The organism is Pantoea rwandensis (assembly GCF_002095475.1).
Lineage (GTDB): Bacteria > Pseudomonadota > Gammaproteobacteria > Enterobacterales > Enterobacteriaceae > Pantoea > Pantoea rwandensis.
Genome location: NZ_MLFR01000020.1, coordinates 38,218 through 56,574 on the forward strand (window position 1 = coordinate 38,218; position 18,357 = coordinate 56,574).

General features: G+C 53.0%; 15 protein-coding genes and 1 pseudogene. 6 read left to right on the plus strand and 10 right to left on the minus strand.

Annotated elements, in window-relative coordinates:
* Positions 1-2: 2 nt before the first annotated feature.
* Both nfuA and gntX read right to left on the minus strand, forming a co-directional pair.
* Positions 3-578, minus strand: coding sequence for a Fe-S biogenesis protein NfuA (nfuA, locus tag HA51_RS17670; RefSeq protein ID WP_084935912.1), 576 nt, complete (start codon positions 576-578; stop codon positions 3-5).
* A gap of 58 nt (positions 579-636) precedes the next feature.
* Positions 637-1,314: a DNA utilization protein GntX gene (gene gntX, locus HA51_RS17675; RefSeq protein ID WP_084935913.1), complete on the minus strand. Its 678-nt coding sequence runs from the start codon at positions 1,312-1,314 to the stop codon at positions 637-639.
* A 35-nt stretch (positions 1,315-1,349) separates the two neighbouring features.
* Between gntX and bioH the strand changes: the two genes are divergently transcribed.
* Positions 1,350-2,114, plus strand: coding sequence for a pimeloyl-ACP methyl ester esterase BioH (bioH, locus tag HA51_RS17680; RefSeq protein WP_084935914.1), 765 nt, complete (start codon positions 1,350-1,352; stop codon positions 2,112-2,114).
* Between the two features lie 163 nt (positions 2,115-2,277).
* Entirely contained in the window at positions 2,278-2,547 is a 270-nt protein-coding gene (locus HA51_RS17685) for a YdgH/BhsA/McbA family protein (protein WP_084935915.1), read from the plus strand.
* Here the strand turns inward: HA51_RS17685 and HA51_RS17690 are convergent, their stop codons facing one another.
* Positions 2,548-4,236, minus strand: a complete 1,689-nt coding sequence (locus HA51_RS17690; protein ID WP_084935916.1) for an alpha-amylase family glycosyl hydrolase — start codon at positions 4,234-4,236, stop codon at positions 2,548-2,550.
* A 136-nt stretch (positions 4,237-4,372) separates the two neighbouring features.
* Positions 4,373-6,703 (minus strand): Tex family protein, encoded by a 2,331-nt coding sequence (locus HA51_RS17695; RefSeq protein WP_084935968.1) that lies wholly within the window; start codon positions 6,701-6,703, stop codon positions 4,373-4,375.
* 206 nt (positions 6,704-6,909) lie between these two features.
* Between HA51_RS17695 and greB the strand changes: the two genes are divergently transcribed.
* Positions 6,910-7,398, plus strand: coding sequence for a transcription elongation factor GreB (gene greB / locus HA51_RS17700; protein ID WP_084935917.1), 489 nt, complete (start codon positions 6,910-6,912; stop codon positions 7,396-7,398).
* A 124-nt stretch (positions 7,399-7,522) separates the two neighbouring features.
* On the opposite strand, the gene yjbE is transcribed toward greB, so the two are convergent.
* Positions 7,523-7,765 carry an exopolysaccharide production protein YjbE gene (gene yjbE / locus HA51_RS17705; protein WP_084935918.1) on the minus strand — a complete coding sequence of 81 codons (243 nt, stop codon included), beginning with the start codon at positions 7,763-7,765 and terminating at the stop codon, positions 7,523-7,525.
* Positions 7,766-8,276: 511 nt separating this feature from the next.
* Between yjbE and ompR the strand changes: the two genes are divergently transcribed.
* Complete coding sequence (gene ompR, locus HA51_RS17710; protein ID WP_001157751.1) at positions 8,277-8,996, plus strand: osmolarity response regulator transcription factor OmpR; 720 nt, start codon at positions 8,277-8,279, stop codon at positions 8,994-8,996.
* Positions 8,993-10,360 (plus strand): two-component system sensor histidine kinase EnvZ, encoded by a 1,368-nt coding sequence (gene envZ, locus HA51_RS17715; protein WP_084935919.1) that lies wholly within the window; start codon positions 8,993-8,995, stop codon positions 10,358-10,360. Before ompR ends, envZ begins: the two co-directional genes overlap by 4 nt.
* A gap of 223 nt (positions 10,361-10,583) precedes the next feature.
* Here envZ and hslO read toward each other — a convergent pair whose 3' ends face one another.
* From hslO to HA51_RS17735, 4 genes and pseudogenes are all read right to left on the minus strand, one after another.
* On the minus strand, positions 10,584-11,456 hold the full coding sequence (hslO, locus tag HA51_RS17720; RefSeq protein WP_084935920.1) for an Hsp33 family molecular chaperone HslO: 873 nt from the start codon (positions 11,454-11,456) through the stop codon (positions 10,584-10,586).
* 25 nt (positions 11,457-11,481) lie between these two features.
* Complete coding sequence (gene hslR / locus HA51_RS17725) at positions 11,482-11,883, minus strand: ribosome-associated heat shock protein Hsp15 (RefSeq protein ID WP_084935921.1); 402 nt, start codon at positions 11,881-11,883, stop codon at positions 11,482-11,484.
* 13 nt (positions 11,884-11,896) lie between these two features.
* On the minus strand, positions 11,897-12,565 hold the full coding sequence (gene yrfG / locus HA51_RS17730; protein WP_084935922.1) for a GMP/IMP nucleotidase: 669 nt from the start codon (positions 12,563-12,565) through the stop codon (positions 11,897-11,899).
* A 52-nt stretch (positions 12,566-12,617) separates the two neighbouring features.
* Positions 12,618-14,760: pseudogene (locus HA51_RS17735) on the minus strand (intracellular growth attenuator family protein).
* A 397-nt stretch (positions 14,761-15,157) separates the two neighbouring features.
* Between HA51_RS17735 and nudE the strand changes: the two are divergent.
* On the plus strand, positions 15,158-15,724 hold the full coding sequence (nudE, locus tag HA51_RS17740) for an ADP compounds hydrolase NudE (protein WP_084935923.1): 567 nt from the start codon (positions 15,158-15,160) through the stop codon (positions 15,722-15,724).
* 48 nt (positions 15,725-15,772) lie between these two features.
* Here nudE and mrcA read toward each other — a convergent pair whose 3' ends face one another.
* Entirely contained in the window at positions 15,773-18,322 is a 2,550-nt protein-coding gene (mrcA, locus tag HA51_RS17745; protein ID WP_084935924.1) for a peptidoglycan glycosyltransferase/peptidoglycan DD-transpeptidase MrcA, read from the minus strand.
* Between the last annotated feature and the right edge of the window lie 35 nt (positions 18,323-18,357).

Genomic DNA, 18,357 nt, shown 5'->3' on the forward strand with positions numbered 1-18,357 from the left:
AATCAGTAGTAAGAGTGCTCGCCGCGCTGGTGCTCGGTAAGATCACGTACACCTTTCAGCTCAGGGAAGGCTGCCAGCAGCTCTTTCTCAATGCCATCTTTCAGCGTTACGTCAATCATCGAGCAGCCGTTACAGCCGCCGCCAAACTGCAGAATGGCGTAACCGTCATCGGTGATTTCCATCAGCGATACGCGACCACCGTGGCCTGCCAACTGAGGGTTGATCTGTGCTTGCAGCAGATACTCTACGCGCTCAACCATTGGCGCTTCGTCAGACACCTTACGCATCTTCGCGTTAGGCGCTTTAAGCGTCAGCTGGGATCCGAGGTTATCAGTGACAAAATCAATTTCCGCATCTTCCAGATAGGGTGCGCTCAGTTCATCCACGTAAGCGGAGAGCTTTTCAAACTTCAATTCGGTATCTGTGGCTTCTACAGCGTCCGGCGGGCAGTAAGAGACGCCACATTCAGCAGTTGGCGTACCCGGGTTAATGACGAATACGCGAATCTGGGTGCCATCTTCTTGTTTTGACAGCAATTTTGAGAAGTGCTCTTGCGCTGCATCAGTAATAACGATCATGGCGATTGCTCAATAGTTAACTAAATTACTTGGTTATAATACGCCCAACGCCGACGCTCTACAAGGTACGGCACAGGCAGCCAATATGTACGCTGGCCGCGCCTTGCGCCAGCAAAATGCGGCTGATTTCAGTCACTGTACTTCCGGTGGTGACCACATCGTCGATGAGTAAGATATGGCGTCCATGCACCGACATTTCAAGGTGAAAAGCACCACGCAGGTTCTTTTTACGCGCTGCGGCAGCTAAAAAATGCTGAACTGCACCCTGCCTTCGACGTCGTACGCCTTCGCGATACTCACAACCCAACCAGCGAGCCAAAGGTTTTGCAATTAACGCTGCCTGATTGTACCCGCGCCGCCAGGCTCGATGGCGATGCAACGGGACGCTTAACACTAAATCTATACGCGGCAGGCGATTATCGCGCCGATTTGTTAATAATTTTAACAAAAGCAGCCGCGCGAGCATCACTCTGAGTGCGGTTGCGCGAGAAAATTTCAGCTGCAATACCCAGTCGCTGATGGGAGGGCGGTAATCGCTAACGCAGGTCATGCTCTGCCACGGCGGCGGATGCCGGATACAGCGCCCGCAAAGCGAAGTACCACTCGCAGGTAATGCACAGCATGGGCAGAGAGGTGGCAGAGAAGGGATCAATGTGGCACAGCGGCTGCATAAGCCATGCCCGGCAATCTGTAGCGGCAAGCGGCATAGCCAACATAGGGCAGGGATTGATAGCATAGCGGCCTCTTTTTCTCTTTTCGGGAGTGTAACCGATGAGTTCGCTTTACTGGCACACCACAGGCGAGGGTGATTGCGATCTTGTGCTGCTGCACGGATGGGGATTAAACGCCGAGGTGTGGCAAAACATCGTTCCTCGACTCAGCCCGCATTTTCGTCTGCATTTGGTGGATTTGCCTGGCTTTGGGCGCAGCCAGGGTTTTGGCGCGCTGACTTTGGCCGAAATGGCCCAGCAGCTGCTTCCCCATCTGCCTGAGCGAGCACGCCTACTGGGATGGTCATTAGGTGGCTTGGTGGCCAGCCACATAGCTTTAACGCAGCCAGAACGCGTCAGTGGCCTAATCAGCGTGGCATCCTCACCCTGTTTTACCGCGCGAGGTGATTGGCCGGGAATTAAGCCAGAGACGCTGGAAAGCTTCCAGCAGCAGTTGAGTCATGATTTTCAGCGCACCGTTGAGCGCTTCCTGGCGCTACAAACCATGGGCACCGAAAATGCGCGCCAGGACGCACGTCAATTGAAAGAGGTGGTGCTGTCACAGCCGATGCCATCGGTGGCGGTACTCGAGGGGGGATTGGCGATTCTACGTCAGGATGATTTGCGTGATGCACTGGATACGTTAACGGTGCCATTCCTGCGCATTTATGGCTATCTCGATGGGCTGGTACCACGTCGCGCGGCTGAAGAGTTGGATGCACGCTGGCCGGATTCCCCTTCTGTAATGATTGAAAAAGCGGCGCATGCGCCCTTCATTTCGCACCCTGATGAGTTTTGCCAACAGATTATTGATTTCGCACAGTGAGTTACGGGTTAGTTGCCTTAAGAAGTGGCAAATCTGTCACAACCAGCAATACTTTTGTCGTGAGCTGCGCCGCAATGCGGTGTGAATAGAACGTTTTTCTCATCTGATGTGCCTCGCGGCTGCTTACATCTCAACAATGGAAAATGTGCATGAGGGTAATGCTATGAAGGTAATGAAATGGGTTGTGGCTTCAATGGTGATGGGTGCTGTGTCGTTTTCAGCATTTGCGGCAAAGGAAGTGACCAGAGAAGAAGTACAAAAAATGAACTTGAAGAAGATCGGTACGGTAACCACCACGGCGGAAACCACTTCGCCCATGGATGCCAAGCGCGAACTCTCTAAAGCGGCCGATGAAAAAGGTGGGAAATACTTCCTGGTGATTGCTGGCCGTGAACATGGCAAGTTCAGTGCCACGGCGGATGTCTACGAGTAACTAGCTGCGTAACCACATAAACTGCCAGGCGGCGAGCCTCAATGGCTCGCTGCCATCTATTTTTTCCCCGCTGATGACATCCTGAAAGTACTTAGCCTCGGGTAAATGCGCACTGACGTCGCGGCTACTGAGATTAAAGACGCACAATAACCCTGCCTCACTGTCAGGTGAGTATCGGCGCAGCATCAGCAGTGCATTTTCACTCTCCAGCAGCGTCATCGGATTATCCGGGTGAAATGCAGGCTGGCGTGTGCGCAGCTGAATCAAAGCACTGAGGCGTTCAAATACCTGCTGGCGTAGCGCGTTATCGCCGCTGATCCACTTTTCCATCTCATGCAGGCTGAATTTTTCTCGATTAATGGCGCGGTTGTGTCCGGCCGCGCGTACCCCTTCGTTATCATTACGAGAACCCAGGATGCTTTGGATATAGATGGCCGGTACGCCAGGAAAAGCGAGCAGGATAGCGTGCGCCAGTAGGAAGCGACGCAGGCGCGTATCATCGTCGTCGTTCTGCTGGTTAAGCGCATCGAGATAAGTGACGTTGATTTCATAAGGACTGGTGGTGCCGTCGGGATTGTTCTTGTATGAAACCAACGCCCCCTCGAGCGCCAATTCACGGACCAGGGCCACAATTTCCACTTCCGATAAAATTCCACGGGCAGGATTGAGGCCGATGCCATCATGCGAGGCGAGAAAGTTGAAGAATGTCGTTCCGCCGTGACGGGTGTTCAGTGTACTGGCCCACTGGCGTAAAGCGCGAGCTGAACCAGAGTGAATGGCGTGCAGCACCAATGGGGGCAAAGAGAATTGGTACACCATCTGCGCTTCATCCTGACCATTGCCGAAATAGCTGATGTTGTCTTTGTGCGGCACATTGGTTTCCGTGATGATCACCGTACCGGGCGCGACTTCATCAGCGACAGCGCGGAACAGCTTCACAAGCTGGTGCGTTTTGGGCAGATGGATGCAGTTTGTACCCGGTGTTTTCCACATATAGCCGACGGCGTCGAGCCTGACGTAATCAGCCCCCTTATTCAGATAATCCAGCAAGACATCCACCATGCGTATCAGCACTTCCGGGTTGGCGAAATTGAGGTCAATTTGGTCGGCGCTAAACGTGGTCCAGATAAAACGTGTCTCACCGTTTGCCAGGGTGAAAGGGGTCAGCAGTGGCGAGGTGCGCGGGCGCGTTACAGCGCTCAGATCAGTGGCGGGTGGCATGCTGATAAAAAAGTCATCCCAGCCCGGATCCTGCGCCAGAAAGTGTTGAAACCACTGGCTGTGGGCAGACATGTGATTACAGACAAAATCGAACATCAGCCGGGTTTCACTGTGCAGTGCAGCAATGTGCTGCCAGTTGCCGCAGACAGGGTTGACCTGGTGATAATCAATGACTGAGAAGCCATCGTCTGAAGAGTAAGGAAAGAAGGGGAGCAGATGCACCAAGTTAAACGTGGATTGTAGGTGCTGCTGATAAAAGTGCGAGAAGCTGGCTAAGGTGGGTTGATCCGGCTCGCGAAACTGGTCGGCATAGCTGATAAGCACCACATCTTTTTCATCCCAGCGTGCTTTGCGTGGAAGTTTGGCGGTATCTCGCGCTGCGCGAATATGGGAAAGCAGGCGCTCACGTGCTGCGACGGGAAAGAGGCCTTCGTAAATTTCATCGAGTAATGCGTTGATAATGTCCATTTGATCGCTGGGCCACGCGGAAGGTCATTTTTTTCACACGGATTTTTTCAGCGTAGACGGGTGAGGGGATTTATCCAATATTTAGATTATATGCGCGGAGGCGGGCTGGCCTCCGCGCATCATTCAGGACTTACACTTAGCGTTTCTTACCGAACGCCGCTGCAAGTGCGTCGCCCATGGCGCTATTACCTGCTGGGGCGCTGGCGGGTTTGCCGCGTGCTTTGTTATTGGCTGCCGGACGTGCACTCTCTTTGCCGCTGCTGCGGTTGTTGCCGCCGCGCGCATTGCTTTCACCGGGCTGCTCATCGAGGCGCATAGTGAGGGCAATACGTTTGCGTTGCATATCCACTTCCATCACCTTCACTTTGACGATATCGCCCGCTTTCACGACTTGGTGTGGGTCTTCAACGAATTTATCGGAAAGAGAAGAGATATGGACCAGGCCATCCTGATGTACGCCGATATCTACAAAGGCACCAAAATTGGTGACGTTGGTGACCGCGCCTTCCAAAATCATACCCGGCAGCAGATCGTTCAGCGTTTCCACGCCTTCGGCAAACTGCGCGGTTTTGAATTCTGGGCGGGGATCTCGACCCGGTTTCTCCAGCTCTTTGATGATGTCAGTGACGGTAGGCAGACCGAAACGCTCATCGGTGAAGTCGCGCGCGTTGAGGTCACGCAGTCCACCGGCGTTGCCCATCAGCTCGCTCAGTGCCTGCTCGGTGGCGGCCAGAATGCGTTCGACCAGCGGATAGGCTTCTGGGTGCACGGTTGACGCATCCAGTGGATTATCACCGTGATTGATGCGCAGGAAGCCGGCGCACTGCTCGTAAGCTTTTGGCCCCAGTCGGCTGACTTTCAACAACTGCTGACGATTCTGGAAGCGGCCGTTCTCATCACGCCAGGAGACAATGTTCTGCGCCATCATGCGGGTTAAGCCCGCTACACGCGTCAGTAACGCCACCGATGCAGTATTCAGATCCACACCCACGGCGTTTACACAGTCTTCAACCACCGCATCCAGCTTCTTCGCCAGCTGGCTTTGGCTAACATCATGCTGATACTGGCCAACCCCAATGGATTTCGGATCAATTTTCACCAGCTCTGCCAGCGGATCCTGCAAGCGACGTGCAATAGAGACCGCGCCGCGAATGGAAACATCCAGATCAGGGAACTCCAGTGCTGCCAGTTCCGATGCAGAGTAAACCGATGCGCCGGCCTCACTGACAATCACTTTCTGCGCGTTGATTTGCGGGAACTGCTTCTGCACGTCAAGGAAGAAACGCTCGGTTTCACGTGAAGCGGTGCCGTTACCGATCGCGACCAACTCAACCTGATGTTTGATGCACAGAGCCGCTACAGCCGATGCGGCTTTTGCCGCCTGACCGGTGTGAGGGTAGATGGTGTCATACGCAACCAGTTTCCCCGTGGCATCCACCACCGCGACTTTCACGCCGGTACGCAGCCCGGGATCGAGGCCCATGGTGGCACGCATGCCCGCCGGTGCTGCCATCAGCAGATCGTTGAGGTTGCGGGCAAAGACATTGATAGCTTCATCTTCAGCGCGTTCACGAATGGTGCCCATCAACTCGGTTTCAAGGTGCAACAACACCTTGATACGCCAGGTCCAACTGACAACGGCTTTGCGCCAGCTATCGGCTGGAGCATTATTCAGACGCAATTGAAGATGTTCAGCGATCAGTGTTTCACCGTGGCTTTCGCGCGGCGCTTCTTCGAATTGTGGATCGGCGTTCAGAGAGAGTTGCAGCACGCCTTCATTGCGACCACGGAACATCGCCAAAGCGCGGTGGGAAGGAACGGTGCTGAGTGCTTCGTGGTGGTCGAAGTAGTCGCGGAATTTAGCGCCTTCTTCCTCTTTACCTTCCACCACGCGAGCCACCAGGTGCGCATTCTTCCAGAGATAATCACGTACTTTTGCCAGCAGCGTGGCGTCTTCGGCAAAGCGTTCCATTAGGATATAGCGCGCGCCGTCCAGCGCTGCGCGCACATCGGCCACGCCTTTATCCGCATCAACATAGCCTGCGGCCAATGACTCTGGCTCTTGTGAAGGATCGCTCCACAGCGTCTCAGCCAGCGGCTCCAGGCCTGCTTCGATGGCGATTTGCCCACGCGTGCGACGTTTCTGCTTATACGGCAGATAAAGGTCTTCCAGCTCGGTTTTATTCAGCGTGCCATTGATGGCCGTGGCGAGTTCAGGAGTGAGTTTACCCTGCTCGTCGATGGATTTCAGAATCGACTGGCGGCGATCTTCCAGCTCACGCAGGTAGCCAAGACGGCTTTCCAACTGACGTAACTGGGTATCATCCAGCCCACCGGTCACTTCCTTACGATAACGTGCGATAAATGGCACGGTGTTCCCTTCATCTAGCAAGCGAACGGCGGCGTCAACCTGGTCGGCGCGTGCCTTCAGCTCACTTGCGATAATCTGGCTCAGTGAATCTTTCATCATCATTAACAATGCTTACACAGGGTTGGAAAATAGGGGACAGTTATACGGATTGGGGCGGCAAATTGCCAGTCGGGGACAGGCGAATCCGTCTTTTTCTGAATGCAGCGCGCACATTGTGGGACGCACCTTGCTGAAGGAAGAGCAGTCGCTTATTGTTGGCGCTTCTTTACCGTACTGAAACGCTGTGAGCACGAGTAGACGCGATGAAAACCCAACTGATTACCCGTGAGGGCTACAACAAATTACGTGCAGAGCACGACCATTTGTGGAACGAAAAGCGTCCGGAAATCACCAAAATTGTTTCCTGGGCCGCGAGCCTGGGTGACCGCTCAGAAAACGCTGATTACACCTACAACAAGCGTCTGCTGCGCCAGATTGACCGGCGCGTACGCTATCTCCGTAAGTGTCTTGCCGATCTCAAAATTATTGATTATGCACCGCAACAGGAAGGCAAAGTGTTCTTTGGTGCTTGGGTTGAAGTGGAGAATGAGCAGGGCGATGCTAAACGCTTTCGCATCGTCGGGCCGGATGAAATCTACGGCGAGGCGGTAAAAGAGTACATTTCGATCGATTCACCGATGGCGCGTGCATTGATTAAAAAAGAAGTGGATGACGAGGTTGTCGTCAATACGCCGGAAGGGCAGAAAACCTGGTTTGTAAATCGCATCGAGTATGTGAAAGAAGCAGAATAAAAAAGAGGCGGAGAATAATGGCTTGGGTAAAAAAGCCTTGGGTGCGACTTATTCTCCGGTGGCGAAATGGGCTGGCAGTAAAAGGGGTAAGCGCCGCAGCCTTGCCGCGCCTGAATCGTACAGTTTATTTACCGGGCGTCGTTGCTGTGGTTGTAGAGGTACTGCTGGTGCCTTTGTCTCCGCCACCCATGGTCGCTAATGCGATTCCGAGCAGTGCGCCTACTGCACCGACACCAATAGCATCTGAGTTGCCTTTAGCGGTCGTTGAGGCTTGTGCCCCTGCTGCTTCGCCCGCGCTGGTGGCCGCTTGCGCTTGAGAAAAGCTGACCAGAGCCAGCGCACTCAGCAAGACCATCGTTTTTTTCATCTCTCTCTCCAAATACACGTCAGTACAGCAAGATTTGGTGCAGTTTCTGAGATTCAGTCCCAAGAGAAAAGAGATGTTTACTTGCTGATAAATAGAACTTTATTTTAGGTTGGTCTTGTTGGGCGCGGGCAGGGGAATGTTCCGAGAGCAGTCAGGAACGGAAAGCAAAAACAGCCAGATATTGTGCTGTAACGCATGCGTCATTTAGCGATAGTTTGCTGCGGACTTAAGTCAAATGGCCCAGCATCACAGACTATTTGATGGCCCAATGCAATGTGATCCAGACCCAAACAGAAAATCGCTGAAATTTTCGGATTAGCGCTAAGCGGCTGGAAAGCACAGACAAAAAGCGCGAGACAGAGCGCATTTCAAGTCTAAAATTAAATATAAGCTGCTGTTTAATATGCTTTGTAACAATTTCGGCTAGAATATAAACCATTAATGACTGTCACATGTGGGCATCTTTTTTACACAATATTGGCTCAGGCAATGGCGCCTTTGGGAGTTGAACATGCAAGAGAACTACAAAATTCTGGTCGTCGATGATGATATGCGTCTGCGCGCACTGCTCGAACGCTATCTGACCGAACAGGGCTTTCAGGTGCGCAGTGTCGCCAACGCCGAGCAGATGGATCGTCTGCTGACTCGTGAATCATTCCATTTAATGGTGCTTGATTTAATGCTGCCGGGCGAAGATGGCTTGTCCATTTGCCGTCGTTTACGCAGCCAGAGCAACCCGATGCCGATCATTATGGTCACCGCGAAGGGTGAAGAAGTGGATCGTATCGTTGGGCTGGAAATCGGTGCCGATGACTACATTCCTAAGCCGTTTAACCCACGTGAATTGCTGGCGCGTATTCGCGCTGTGTTGCGTCGCCAGGCGAATGAACTGCCGGGTGCACCTTCACAGGAAGAAGCAGTCATTGCTTTTGGTAAGTTCAAGCTGAACCTCGGTACTCGTGAGATGTTCCGTGAAGATGAACCGATGCCACTGACCAGTGGTGAGTTCGCGGTGCTGAAAGCGTTGGTCAGCCATCCTCGTGAGCCGTTATCACGCGATAAGCTGATGAACCTGGCGCGTGGTCGTGAGTACAGTGCGATGGAGCGTTCTATCGACGTGCAGATTTCTCGTCTGCGTCGTATGGTTGAAGAAGATCCTGCACATCCACGCTACATTCAGACCGTATGGGGTCTGGGCTATGTGTTCGTTCCGGACGGCAGTAAAGCATGAGGCGATTGCGCTTCTCTCCTCGCAGTTCGTTTGCCCGCACCTTGTTGTTGATCGTTACCTTGCTGTTCGTCAGCTTGGTAACGACCTATCTGGTGGTGCTGAATTTCGCCATTCTTCCTAGCTTGCAGCAGTTCAATAAAGTTCTCGCTTACGAAGTGCGTATGCTGATGACTGATCGGCTGCAGCTGGAAGATGGAACGCAGCTGGAAGTTCCACCGGCATTCCGTCGCGAGATTTATCGTGAGTTGGGTATTTCGTTGTACACCAACGCCGCGGCAGAAGAGAGCGGATTACGCTGGGCGCAGCATTACGAATTTCTCAGCGAGCAGATGGCGCAACAGCTTGGCGGTCCGACGGATGTGCGGGTCGAGGTTAATAAGAATTCGCCCGTGGTATGGCTAAAAACCTGGTTGTCGCCAGACATCTGGGTGCGCGTACCCCTGACCGAGATTCATCAAGGCGACTTCTCACCGCTGTTCCGCTATACCCTGGCCATAATGTTGTTGGCGATAGGGGGTGCTTGGCTATTTATCCGCATCCAGAACCGACCCCTGGTCGACCTGGAGCATGCAGCGCTACAGGTCGGTAAAGGCATCATCCCTCCGCCATTGCGCGAATATGGCGCGTCTGAAGTGCGTTCAGTAACACGCGCTTTTAATCAGATGGCTGCGGGGGTAAAACAGCTAGCGGATGACCGTACGCTGTTGATGGCGGGTGTCAGCCACGATTTGCGCACGCCGTTGACACGCATCCGTCTTGCCACTGAGATGATGAGTGAACAGGATGGCTATCTGGCTGAGTCGATTAACAAAGATATCGAAGAGTGCAATGCGATTATCGAGCAGTTTATCGATTATCTGCGAACCGGCCAGGAGATGCAGACCGAACGCGCCGATCTCAACAGCGTGCTGGGTGAGGTAGTGGCAGCGGAAAGTGGCTATGAACGCGAGATTGAAAATGCGGTCATGGAAGAAGAGTTAATCCTGGACATCAACCCGCTGTCGATCAAACGCGCGGTGGCAAATCTGGTGGTGAACGCGGCGCGTTATGGCAATGGCTGGATCAAAGTCAGTAGTGGCCAAGAGCTCAATCGCGCTTGGTTCCAGGTGGAAGATGATGGTCCGGGTATTAAGCCAGACCAACTTCAACATCTTTTCCAGCCTTTTGTCCGCGGTGATAGCGCACGCAGTACCAGCGGAACCGGTTTAGGCTTGGCGATTGTGCAGCGAATTATTGATGCGCATGAAGGATCACTTGAGATTGGTGACAGTGAACATGGCGGGTTACGTATTCGCGCGTGGTTACCGATCCCTGAGAATAACGGTACGGCATTAATCATTAGCAATCATAGTGAAAGAACGTAGCAGGGTCATTTATTGCGCATCTGCTAGCAGCCTTGCTGTTCAGGTTTGCACGATAAATCGCACTACTGCATAAGTCACTCATAAGCCGCCATTTGGCGGCTTATTCACATCACAAGTGCGGGCCAGCCTGAATCAGCGCTTTGCCTGCATCGATAACGCGCATGTGGCTGCTCCCATAGCATTTTTATGAGGAATGCGGGCGACATTGCCGCCCGTAAGGGAATTAATGCACTTGATCGCTGCTACTGGTGGGTGCGCTACGAATGGCAGCAATATCCACTGCATCGTACACATAGTGAGAACCGCAGTAGTCACAATGCATATCGATTTTACCGTCCTCTTCGAGGATTTCGTCCACTTCTTCCACTGGCAAGGTGTTCAGCACTTCGCCACAACGCTCGCGAGAGCACGTGCACTTAAAGCTAACGGGTGTCGGATCAAAAACGGTAGCTTCTTCCTGGTGGTAGAGGCGCCACAGCACATCGGTCGCAGGTAATTCGATCAGTTCTTCACTTTTCACGGTTTCGGTCAGTGTCGCCAGATGATTGAAATCATCTTGGCTTGGTTCTTGTGCAGGCAGTACTTGCAGCAGAATGCCGGCGGCACCTTTGTCGCTGGTGCGGATAAACAGGCGCGTAGGCAACTGTTCAGAACGCATAAAGTAATCTTCCAGGCAACCGGCCAGCGTATCCGCCTCCAGACCGACGACACCCTGGTAGCGCTCCCCTTTTTCTGGCGAGATAGTGATCACCAGATAACCGTTGCCAACCATCTCTTTCAGACTGCTACCCGGTGCAATTTCCGCGTCCTCTTTCACGCGCGCTACGCCACGTAACTCCTGCTTGTTATTGCCGTTAATCACCGCCAGCGTCAGCGGCCCATCGCCCTGAAGCTGTACAGTGATATCGCCATCAAATTTCAGCGTAGCGGTCAACAGGCTGGTGGCAACCAACAGCTCGCCCAACAGGATTTTAACCGGCTCAGCATAGTCGTGATCTTTGACAATCTCGCGCCAGGTTTCAGAGACGTTAACCAGCTCGCCGCGTACGGCGACGTTTTCAAACAGATAACGGTGCAGTTGATCATGTACAGACATAGTGTTTCTCTCGTGGGGGCGAAGATTATTTATCGCCCGACAATTTAAATTTCATCAGATCGCGGCGCTCTTTTTTATCCGGACGGCGATCGGGATGCGGCATCGTAAGGGCATTCATCTTGCGTGCCTGCGCGGTTTTTTCACGCTTCTCAATACTGGCGTCAGTCTCCGCATACATTTCCTGTGCCTCACTGGCAGGACGACGTTGCTCACCAATGGCAGTGATAATCACTGTACGCTCGTCGTTGCCTTGCCGTAGGGTCAGCTCGGCTTGCAGTTCAACGATTTTACTCGGTTTGCTGCGTTGGCCGTTGTAGTGCACTTTTCCGCCTTCAATCATTTCGCGAGCCAGTGCGCGGGTTTTATAAAAACGCGCGGCCCACAGCCATTTGTCGAGGCGGATGCTTTCACTGATTTTCTCTTTCATTGCGGCTCCTGCTTTAACGCAGCGTCTCACACAACTGGCGATAGTCTCGCACCGCAGCATGACGCTGGAAAGATTGATCGGGCCGACCGGAATCCGGATTGCTGACGCCTAAACACCAGCGAATGCCCCAGCGTGCGGCTGCATCGAGGACCGGTTCGCTGTCATCAATGAACAGCGTGCGTGCGCTATCGAATGCGGTTTGCTGCTGAACCGCCTGCCAGAGACGTGGATCCTCTTTCGGATACCCAAAGGTATGGGTGGAAAGTAATAAATCAAGGTGGGCAGCCAATCCCGTCTGCTCCAGTTTCACATCGAGATTGTACGGATGTGCATTGGTCAGCAAGATGGTGCGTTTGCCTGCAGCCCGTAGCGCTTGCAACAGAGGAAGCGTATCTTCACGCATTGCTGCGCGGTGGCGCTTTTCCCACGTCATGACGCGAATATCCAGTGCCAGCTCCCGCGACCAGTAATCAAGACAATACCAGTTTAGCGTATGCGCTACGGCTTGATATTTTTGCTGTATCAACTGGTGTGCTTCAGCCAGAGTGATATTGCGCGTGCGACTCAGGGTTTCTGGAACGTGCTCCAGCCAAAAATGGCGATCAAAGGCGAGATCGAGCAAGGTGCCATCCATATCCAGCAGCACAGTATCGATCTCAGACCAGTTAAGCGTAATCGGCATAAACCCCCCACCCTAAAAAACAGGGCGACAGGTTAGCACAGAAGGGAAAGGCTCAGAACAGGGAGCGCACGCTCTGCATAGTGCTCAGATTATGGTTGAAGCATTTATCGTAATACTGCTGAATCTCCACCATCCGCAGGCGATTGCGGTGGATTCGGCGTAGTGCCAGCAAGCCATTAATGACGCCGCAGAGAATCAGTACCAGCATCAGTAATGCCGTGCCCAGATAGCGCCACTGTGCCATGGCATCCGGTTCATTATGCAACGCAATGTGACGTGTACCGTTCGCATCCGTGGTGATGCTGGTGATGATGCCATTCGCAGCGAATGGAGTATGCAGCAGCATGCCGGAGATGCGTTGCAACTCGCGCCACTGGGAAGGGGCATCAAGATCGAATAGCGACACAGAAGGTTGCGGTTGCGTCACCATTTGGCGGCCTTCATCGCTGATGATCAGAAAACCCCCTGGCGGTGGGCTGTTTAAGGTTTCCGCTGCACGACGGGTTTCACGTGAGAAGAAGGTCGATGTTGCCGTGTTGACCAAATTCTCCAGCGCCTCCGCACTCACTGGGCGTAACAGAACATTCATGCCGTTGAGCTTGCCAGAATCGGCTCTGTGGATCAGCGAATCCCAGTCTTTGGCATTGCCAAGATTCACCAGGGCGTTTTTTCAACCGCACGCAATCCTGTTGCTGACTACATAAATCCTGCGTTTTCAGTACCAGATCCGAGAAATCATCCAGCAGAATCATGCCTGACTTCTGAATTGCTGAGGCCAACTGCGGGTTGAGTTTAGGATCGGTATTGGTTTCTGGATGCAGCTGACGTGTGGTGGTATCCAGCAGCGCAGCGGCTTTATCGATAATGTCCGACTGGGGCTGCGGCAGGGGAGGTGCGTTGTTCCAGTAAATGGCTGAGCAGTCGAACGGCATATAGGTATAACTTCGGTTGCTCTGATAATTGCCGGGTACGGAACACATGCCGGTGCCACTGACTTTCAGGCTGTCACCAATGTGCAGCGGCAGTGCGCTGAGCTTATCAACACTGCTGACTTCAATGCTTTCCGTGCCTTTTACCCACGCAAGACTGAGCTTGATCGGCATCCCGAGTGGGATCCAGGTAAACAGCATCACCAACACCAACAGCGAGCCACACGCCAACACCAGATTTCTGCGCCAGCGTTGTACTGGGAAGTTACGTACCTCGTCATGCAAGGAGAGGAATCTGCCTTGACGCACCACTTGCCGATTAAGGTAAATATCGACATCGGTCACCTGGCCTAAATCATGTGCCACATAGGGCTGCCAATGCGCTGGGTAGACTAAATCAATGATGCCGAGTGAGATATTGCTCTGTTCCTGGTTGGATTCACCAAACAGGCCCCAGCGTTTAGGTGCACCGCGCAGGCAGTGCACATCACGTAATCCTTTGTCGCCGGGAAAACGGTAAAGGAACCACAGGCTGGTGGCGATCACTAAACAGGCGGGCAGAGCTATCCACACCATCAAGCTACCGGGCAACACCAGGCTTAAGAAAAAGAGCAGGAAGGCAAAGCAGATGGCGACGGCTTCGCGCGTGCCGTCTGTTCGTGAGAGTCGATACTCTTCAGGCGTCTCTTTGCGCACCTGCAATAGCTCGACATTTTCACTTTCTTCTTTGCGGATGGAGGCGTTGGTTGACATCGACCGCACCAGTGGCGGCAGAGCTGGCTGCTCAATGGCATAGTTGACCAGCGAGTGGCCGTTGAGTGAGATCACCAGCGGTAATGTCTGGGTACGAATCAGCTCAACATAATTCTCTTCAGCGATGTATTGTTCCCACAACGGGGGAAGGTGGACTTCCACTTCATCGAGGTAATAGCGCCATTGGTGGGCATCATCGGTAGAGAGACCATAACGCGTGATGGATCGCGTGACGGGATAAACATTGCTGCTTTGCGCAGTCAGTGTCAGCGCTTCAGGCTCACGTGACTTCTTTGTAGAACGTGTATCACTGTGCTGTCGCTGTTTGACCAGTGACGCAATGTATTTTTCAACGGCGCGGCGTTCTTCATCGGTGAGTTTTCGACAGGGTGGACTAATGAACGGCAGTGGTTTCGCCAACGGCGGACGATGCCGCATAGCGTACCAATAACCTATTCCTGCTACTAATGAGCAGGTTAGCATGACAGCCAGAATGATGATAAAAGTGCTCATGCTTTGCTCAGTCCAGCCAAAAAACTGCCTTCACGTTTACGATGTACTCCCGGTAAAACCATCAATACAAGTCAATTTTGGCGAGCAGAAGTCATTCTGACAAGAAAAAACTCAGATAAAATAACGCGCAAAATCATTGAATTATAATTTATTAGATTATTCCTTCATGGGAGGTTAACCCGATGGTACTCAATTAAATATCGGTATTTTCTGAATTTACCCAACCACCGTTGACTTATTGTGAAATTTTAAGTGTAGAGATAACAAGAAGTTGTTAGCAGCCGTAAGCAAATATGTGTCACCATGCTTTCCTTCTGCTGCGTGTCGCACATTGCCTCATGCTTCGGTATGCTGGCGTCATCGCGTTTCACAAGGCTGTGCAAAGTTTGAGGCTGATATGAAGAATCCACTGATAAAACCTGACATCCTCAACGTGGAAGCGGTAGCCCGCTCCCGTCTGTTCACCATTGAAGCGGTTGATCTCGCTTTCAGTAACGGTGCACGCCGCGTTTATGAACGGATGAAGCCTTCCGACCGTGAAGCCGTCATGATTGTGCCAATTATCGGTGACGATGTAATCCTGATTCAGGAATATGCTGTTGGCTTAGAAAGCTACGAACTCGGTTTCCCTAAAGGATTGATCGACCCTGGTGAAAGTGCCTTTGAGGCAGCAGACCGAGAGCTGAAAGAGGAAGCGGGTTTTGGCGCAAGGCATCTGGAGGCGTTAGGCAAACTCACTATGGCCCCGTCTTACTTTTCCAGCAAAATGAATATTGTGGTGGCAGAAGGCTTGTACGAGGAGAGGCTTGAGGGGGATGAGCCTGAGCCGCTGATTGTGCATCGTTGGCCGCTGAACAATCTATTGGCGTTGCTGGATGAGCCGGATTTCCGCGAAGCACGTAATGTTAGTGCGTTGTTTTTGGTGCGCGAATGGCTAGTGAAGCAAGGGCGTTTAAGCTACTGATTTTTACAAGACAATAAAAAACGCCGGCAAATCTGCCGGCGTTTTTGTTTAGAACAACTCGTGGCTTTGGCCATTGTCCATGAGGGTGGTGCCGACATCATGAACCGAGTACTCCGTAGGCTGTGTGCCATTGATGAAGTACTCCTGGCGGGTGTTGCCACCTCCGTTCGCCAGTTTGCCGGTACCACGATCAATGGTCACGGTGACCACACCATCAGGCGGGGTCAGTGGCTGAACAGGTACGCCATCCAGCGCGGATTTCATGTACTCATCCCATGCAGGCTGCGCACTCTTCGCTCCGCCCTCATAGCCTGAGATTTGATCCGGAATCACACCTGACATGGTCGAGCGGCCCAGTGCACGTGAATCATCGAAACCAATCCACACTGAGGTAACGACACCCGGACCGTATCCTGAGAACCACGCGTCTTTCGAGCTATTAGTCGTACCGGTTTTGCCGCCGATATCGTTACGCTTCAAATCGCGGCCTGCACGCCAGCCCGTTCCCATCCAGCCCGGCTCACCGAAGACGTTAGAGTTCAGGGCACTTTTGATCAGGAACGACAGCGGTGTGTTGATCACATGCGGTGCGTACTGCTGATCGCCAGCGGGCTGCGGTTGGGCGGGCACTTGTTCCAGCTCTGGCTGCGGTACTGTCTGGTTTTGTGATTGATCGGAGGTTGAAACGTTTTCAACGCTCTCTTCGTTCAATGCAACGGACTTCTTCGTCTCACCGTAAATTACTGGCAGATTACACTGCGGACAGGCAACCTTAGGCTTCTCTTCAAATACGACACCACCCTGTTCGTTCTCAATCTTGGAGATGAAGTAAGGATCGACCAAGAATCCGCCGTTGGCCATAACGGAATAACCGCGAGCCATTTGCAGAGGCGTGAACGATGCCGCGCCCAAGGCGAGGGATTCGGTATGGATAATGTTCTGAGCTGGGAAGCCGAAGCGCTGCAGATACTCTGCGGCGTAATCCACGCCCATCGCGCGCATGGCACGCACCATCACGACGTTTTTCGACTCACCTAAGCCCTGACGCAAACGGATAGGACCCGCGTAGGTCGGTGGGGAGTTCTTCGGACGCCAGTCAGCACCGGCACCCGCATCCCAGCGTGAAATCGGTACATCGTTGAGGATAGAAGCCAGCGTCAAACCACGGTCCATGGCAGCGGTATACAGGAAGGGTTTGATGTTTGAACCGACCTGGCGCAGCGCCTGAGTCGCACGGTTAAACATACTCTGATTGAAGTCGAAACCTCCCACCAAAGCACGCACCGCACCGTCTTCCGGATTCAGTGATACCAACGCTGAGTTCACCAGCGGTACCTGACCTAACCACCAGTCATTGTTCACCTTGCGTACCCAAATCTGCTGACCCGCTTGCAGGACTTGCGTCACGCTGCGCGGGGTTGGGCCTTGCAGGGTGTCAGATTTATACGGACGTGCCCAGCGTACACTCGCCAGGCTCAGCGATACGCTGCTCCCATCTTTCATCATGGCAGTGGCTTCATCGGCGCTGGCGCTGGTTACCACGGCAGCATTAAGCGGACCGTAGGTTGGCAAGTCTTTTAACGCATTCTGAATACGGCTCTTGTCCCAGCTGGCTTCGCCCACTTTCCACAACACGTTGGTTGGGCCGCGATAGCCATGGCGCATGTCGTAAGCCATCACATTGTTACGCACTGCCTGCTGTGCCGCTTCTTGCAGACGACGCGTGACTGTGGTGTACACCTTATAGCCATCTTCATAAGCGCCATCACCGTAACGTTTCACCATCTCCTGGCGCACCATTTCAGTCAGATACGGGGCAGAGAAAGCAATTTCTGGGCCGTGATAGGCAGCCACCAACGGTGTGTTGCGTGCTTCATCGTATTGCTGCTGCGTGATGTAGTTCTGGTCGAGCATACGCGCCAGTACCACATTACGACGCGCCAGGGCACGTGAATGAGAATAAAGCGGGTTGAACGTTGACGGCGCTTTAGGCAGGCCAGCAATCATCGCCATTTCACTCAGCGAGAGCTGATCAATGGGTTTACCAAAGTAGACCTGTGCCGCTGCTCCCACGCCATAAGCGCGATAGCCGAGATAGATTTTGTTGAGATACAGCTCAAGAATTTCATCTTTAGTCAGAAGCTGTTCAATGCGAATGGCAAGGAAGGCTTCCTTAATTTTACGCATGAGGGTGCGTTCAGGACTGAGGAAGAAGTTACGTGCCAGTTGTTGAGTGATGGTACTCGCACCCTGTGAGGCATGGCCGGACACCAGAGCAATACTGGCGGCACGGAAGATCCCCACAGGGTCAACACCATGGTGCTCGTAGAAACGGCTGTCTTCGGTCGCAATGAACGCTTTAATCAGCTCAGGCGGCATCTGTTGCAGAGTGAGGGGCACGCGGCGCTTCTCACCAAACTGGGCAATCAATTCACCCTCAGCGCTGTAAACCTGCATTGGAGTTTGCAGACGCACGTCTTTCAATGTGTTCACATCAGGCAGCTGTGGCTCAATGTATTTGTACAAGCCATAGACCGTGCCGGTTCCCAGCAAGATGCAACACACTGCAAGAATCAATAAATACTTTACGAACTTCACCTGAGAATTCCCATCTGTTGTCGTTTGGGCAGTTT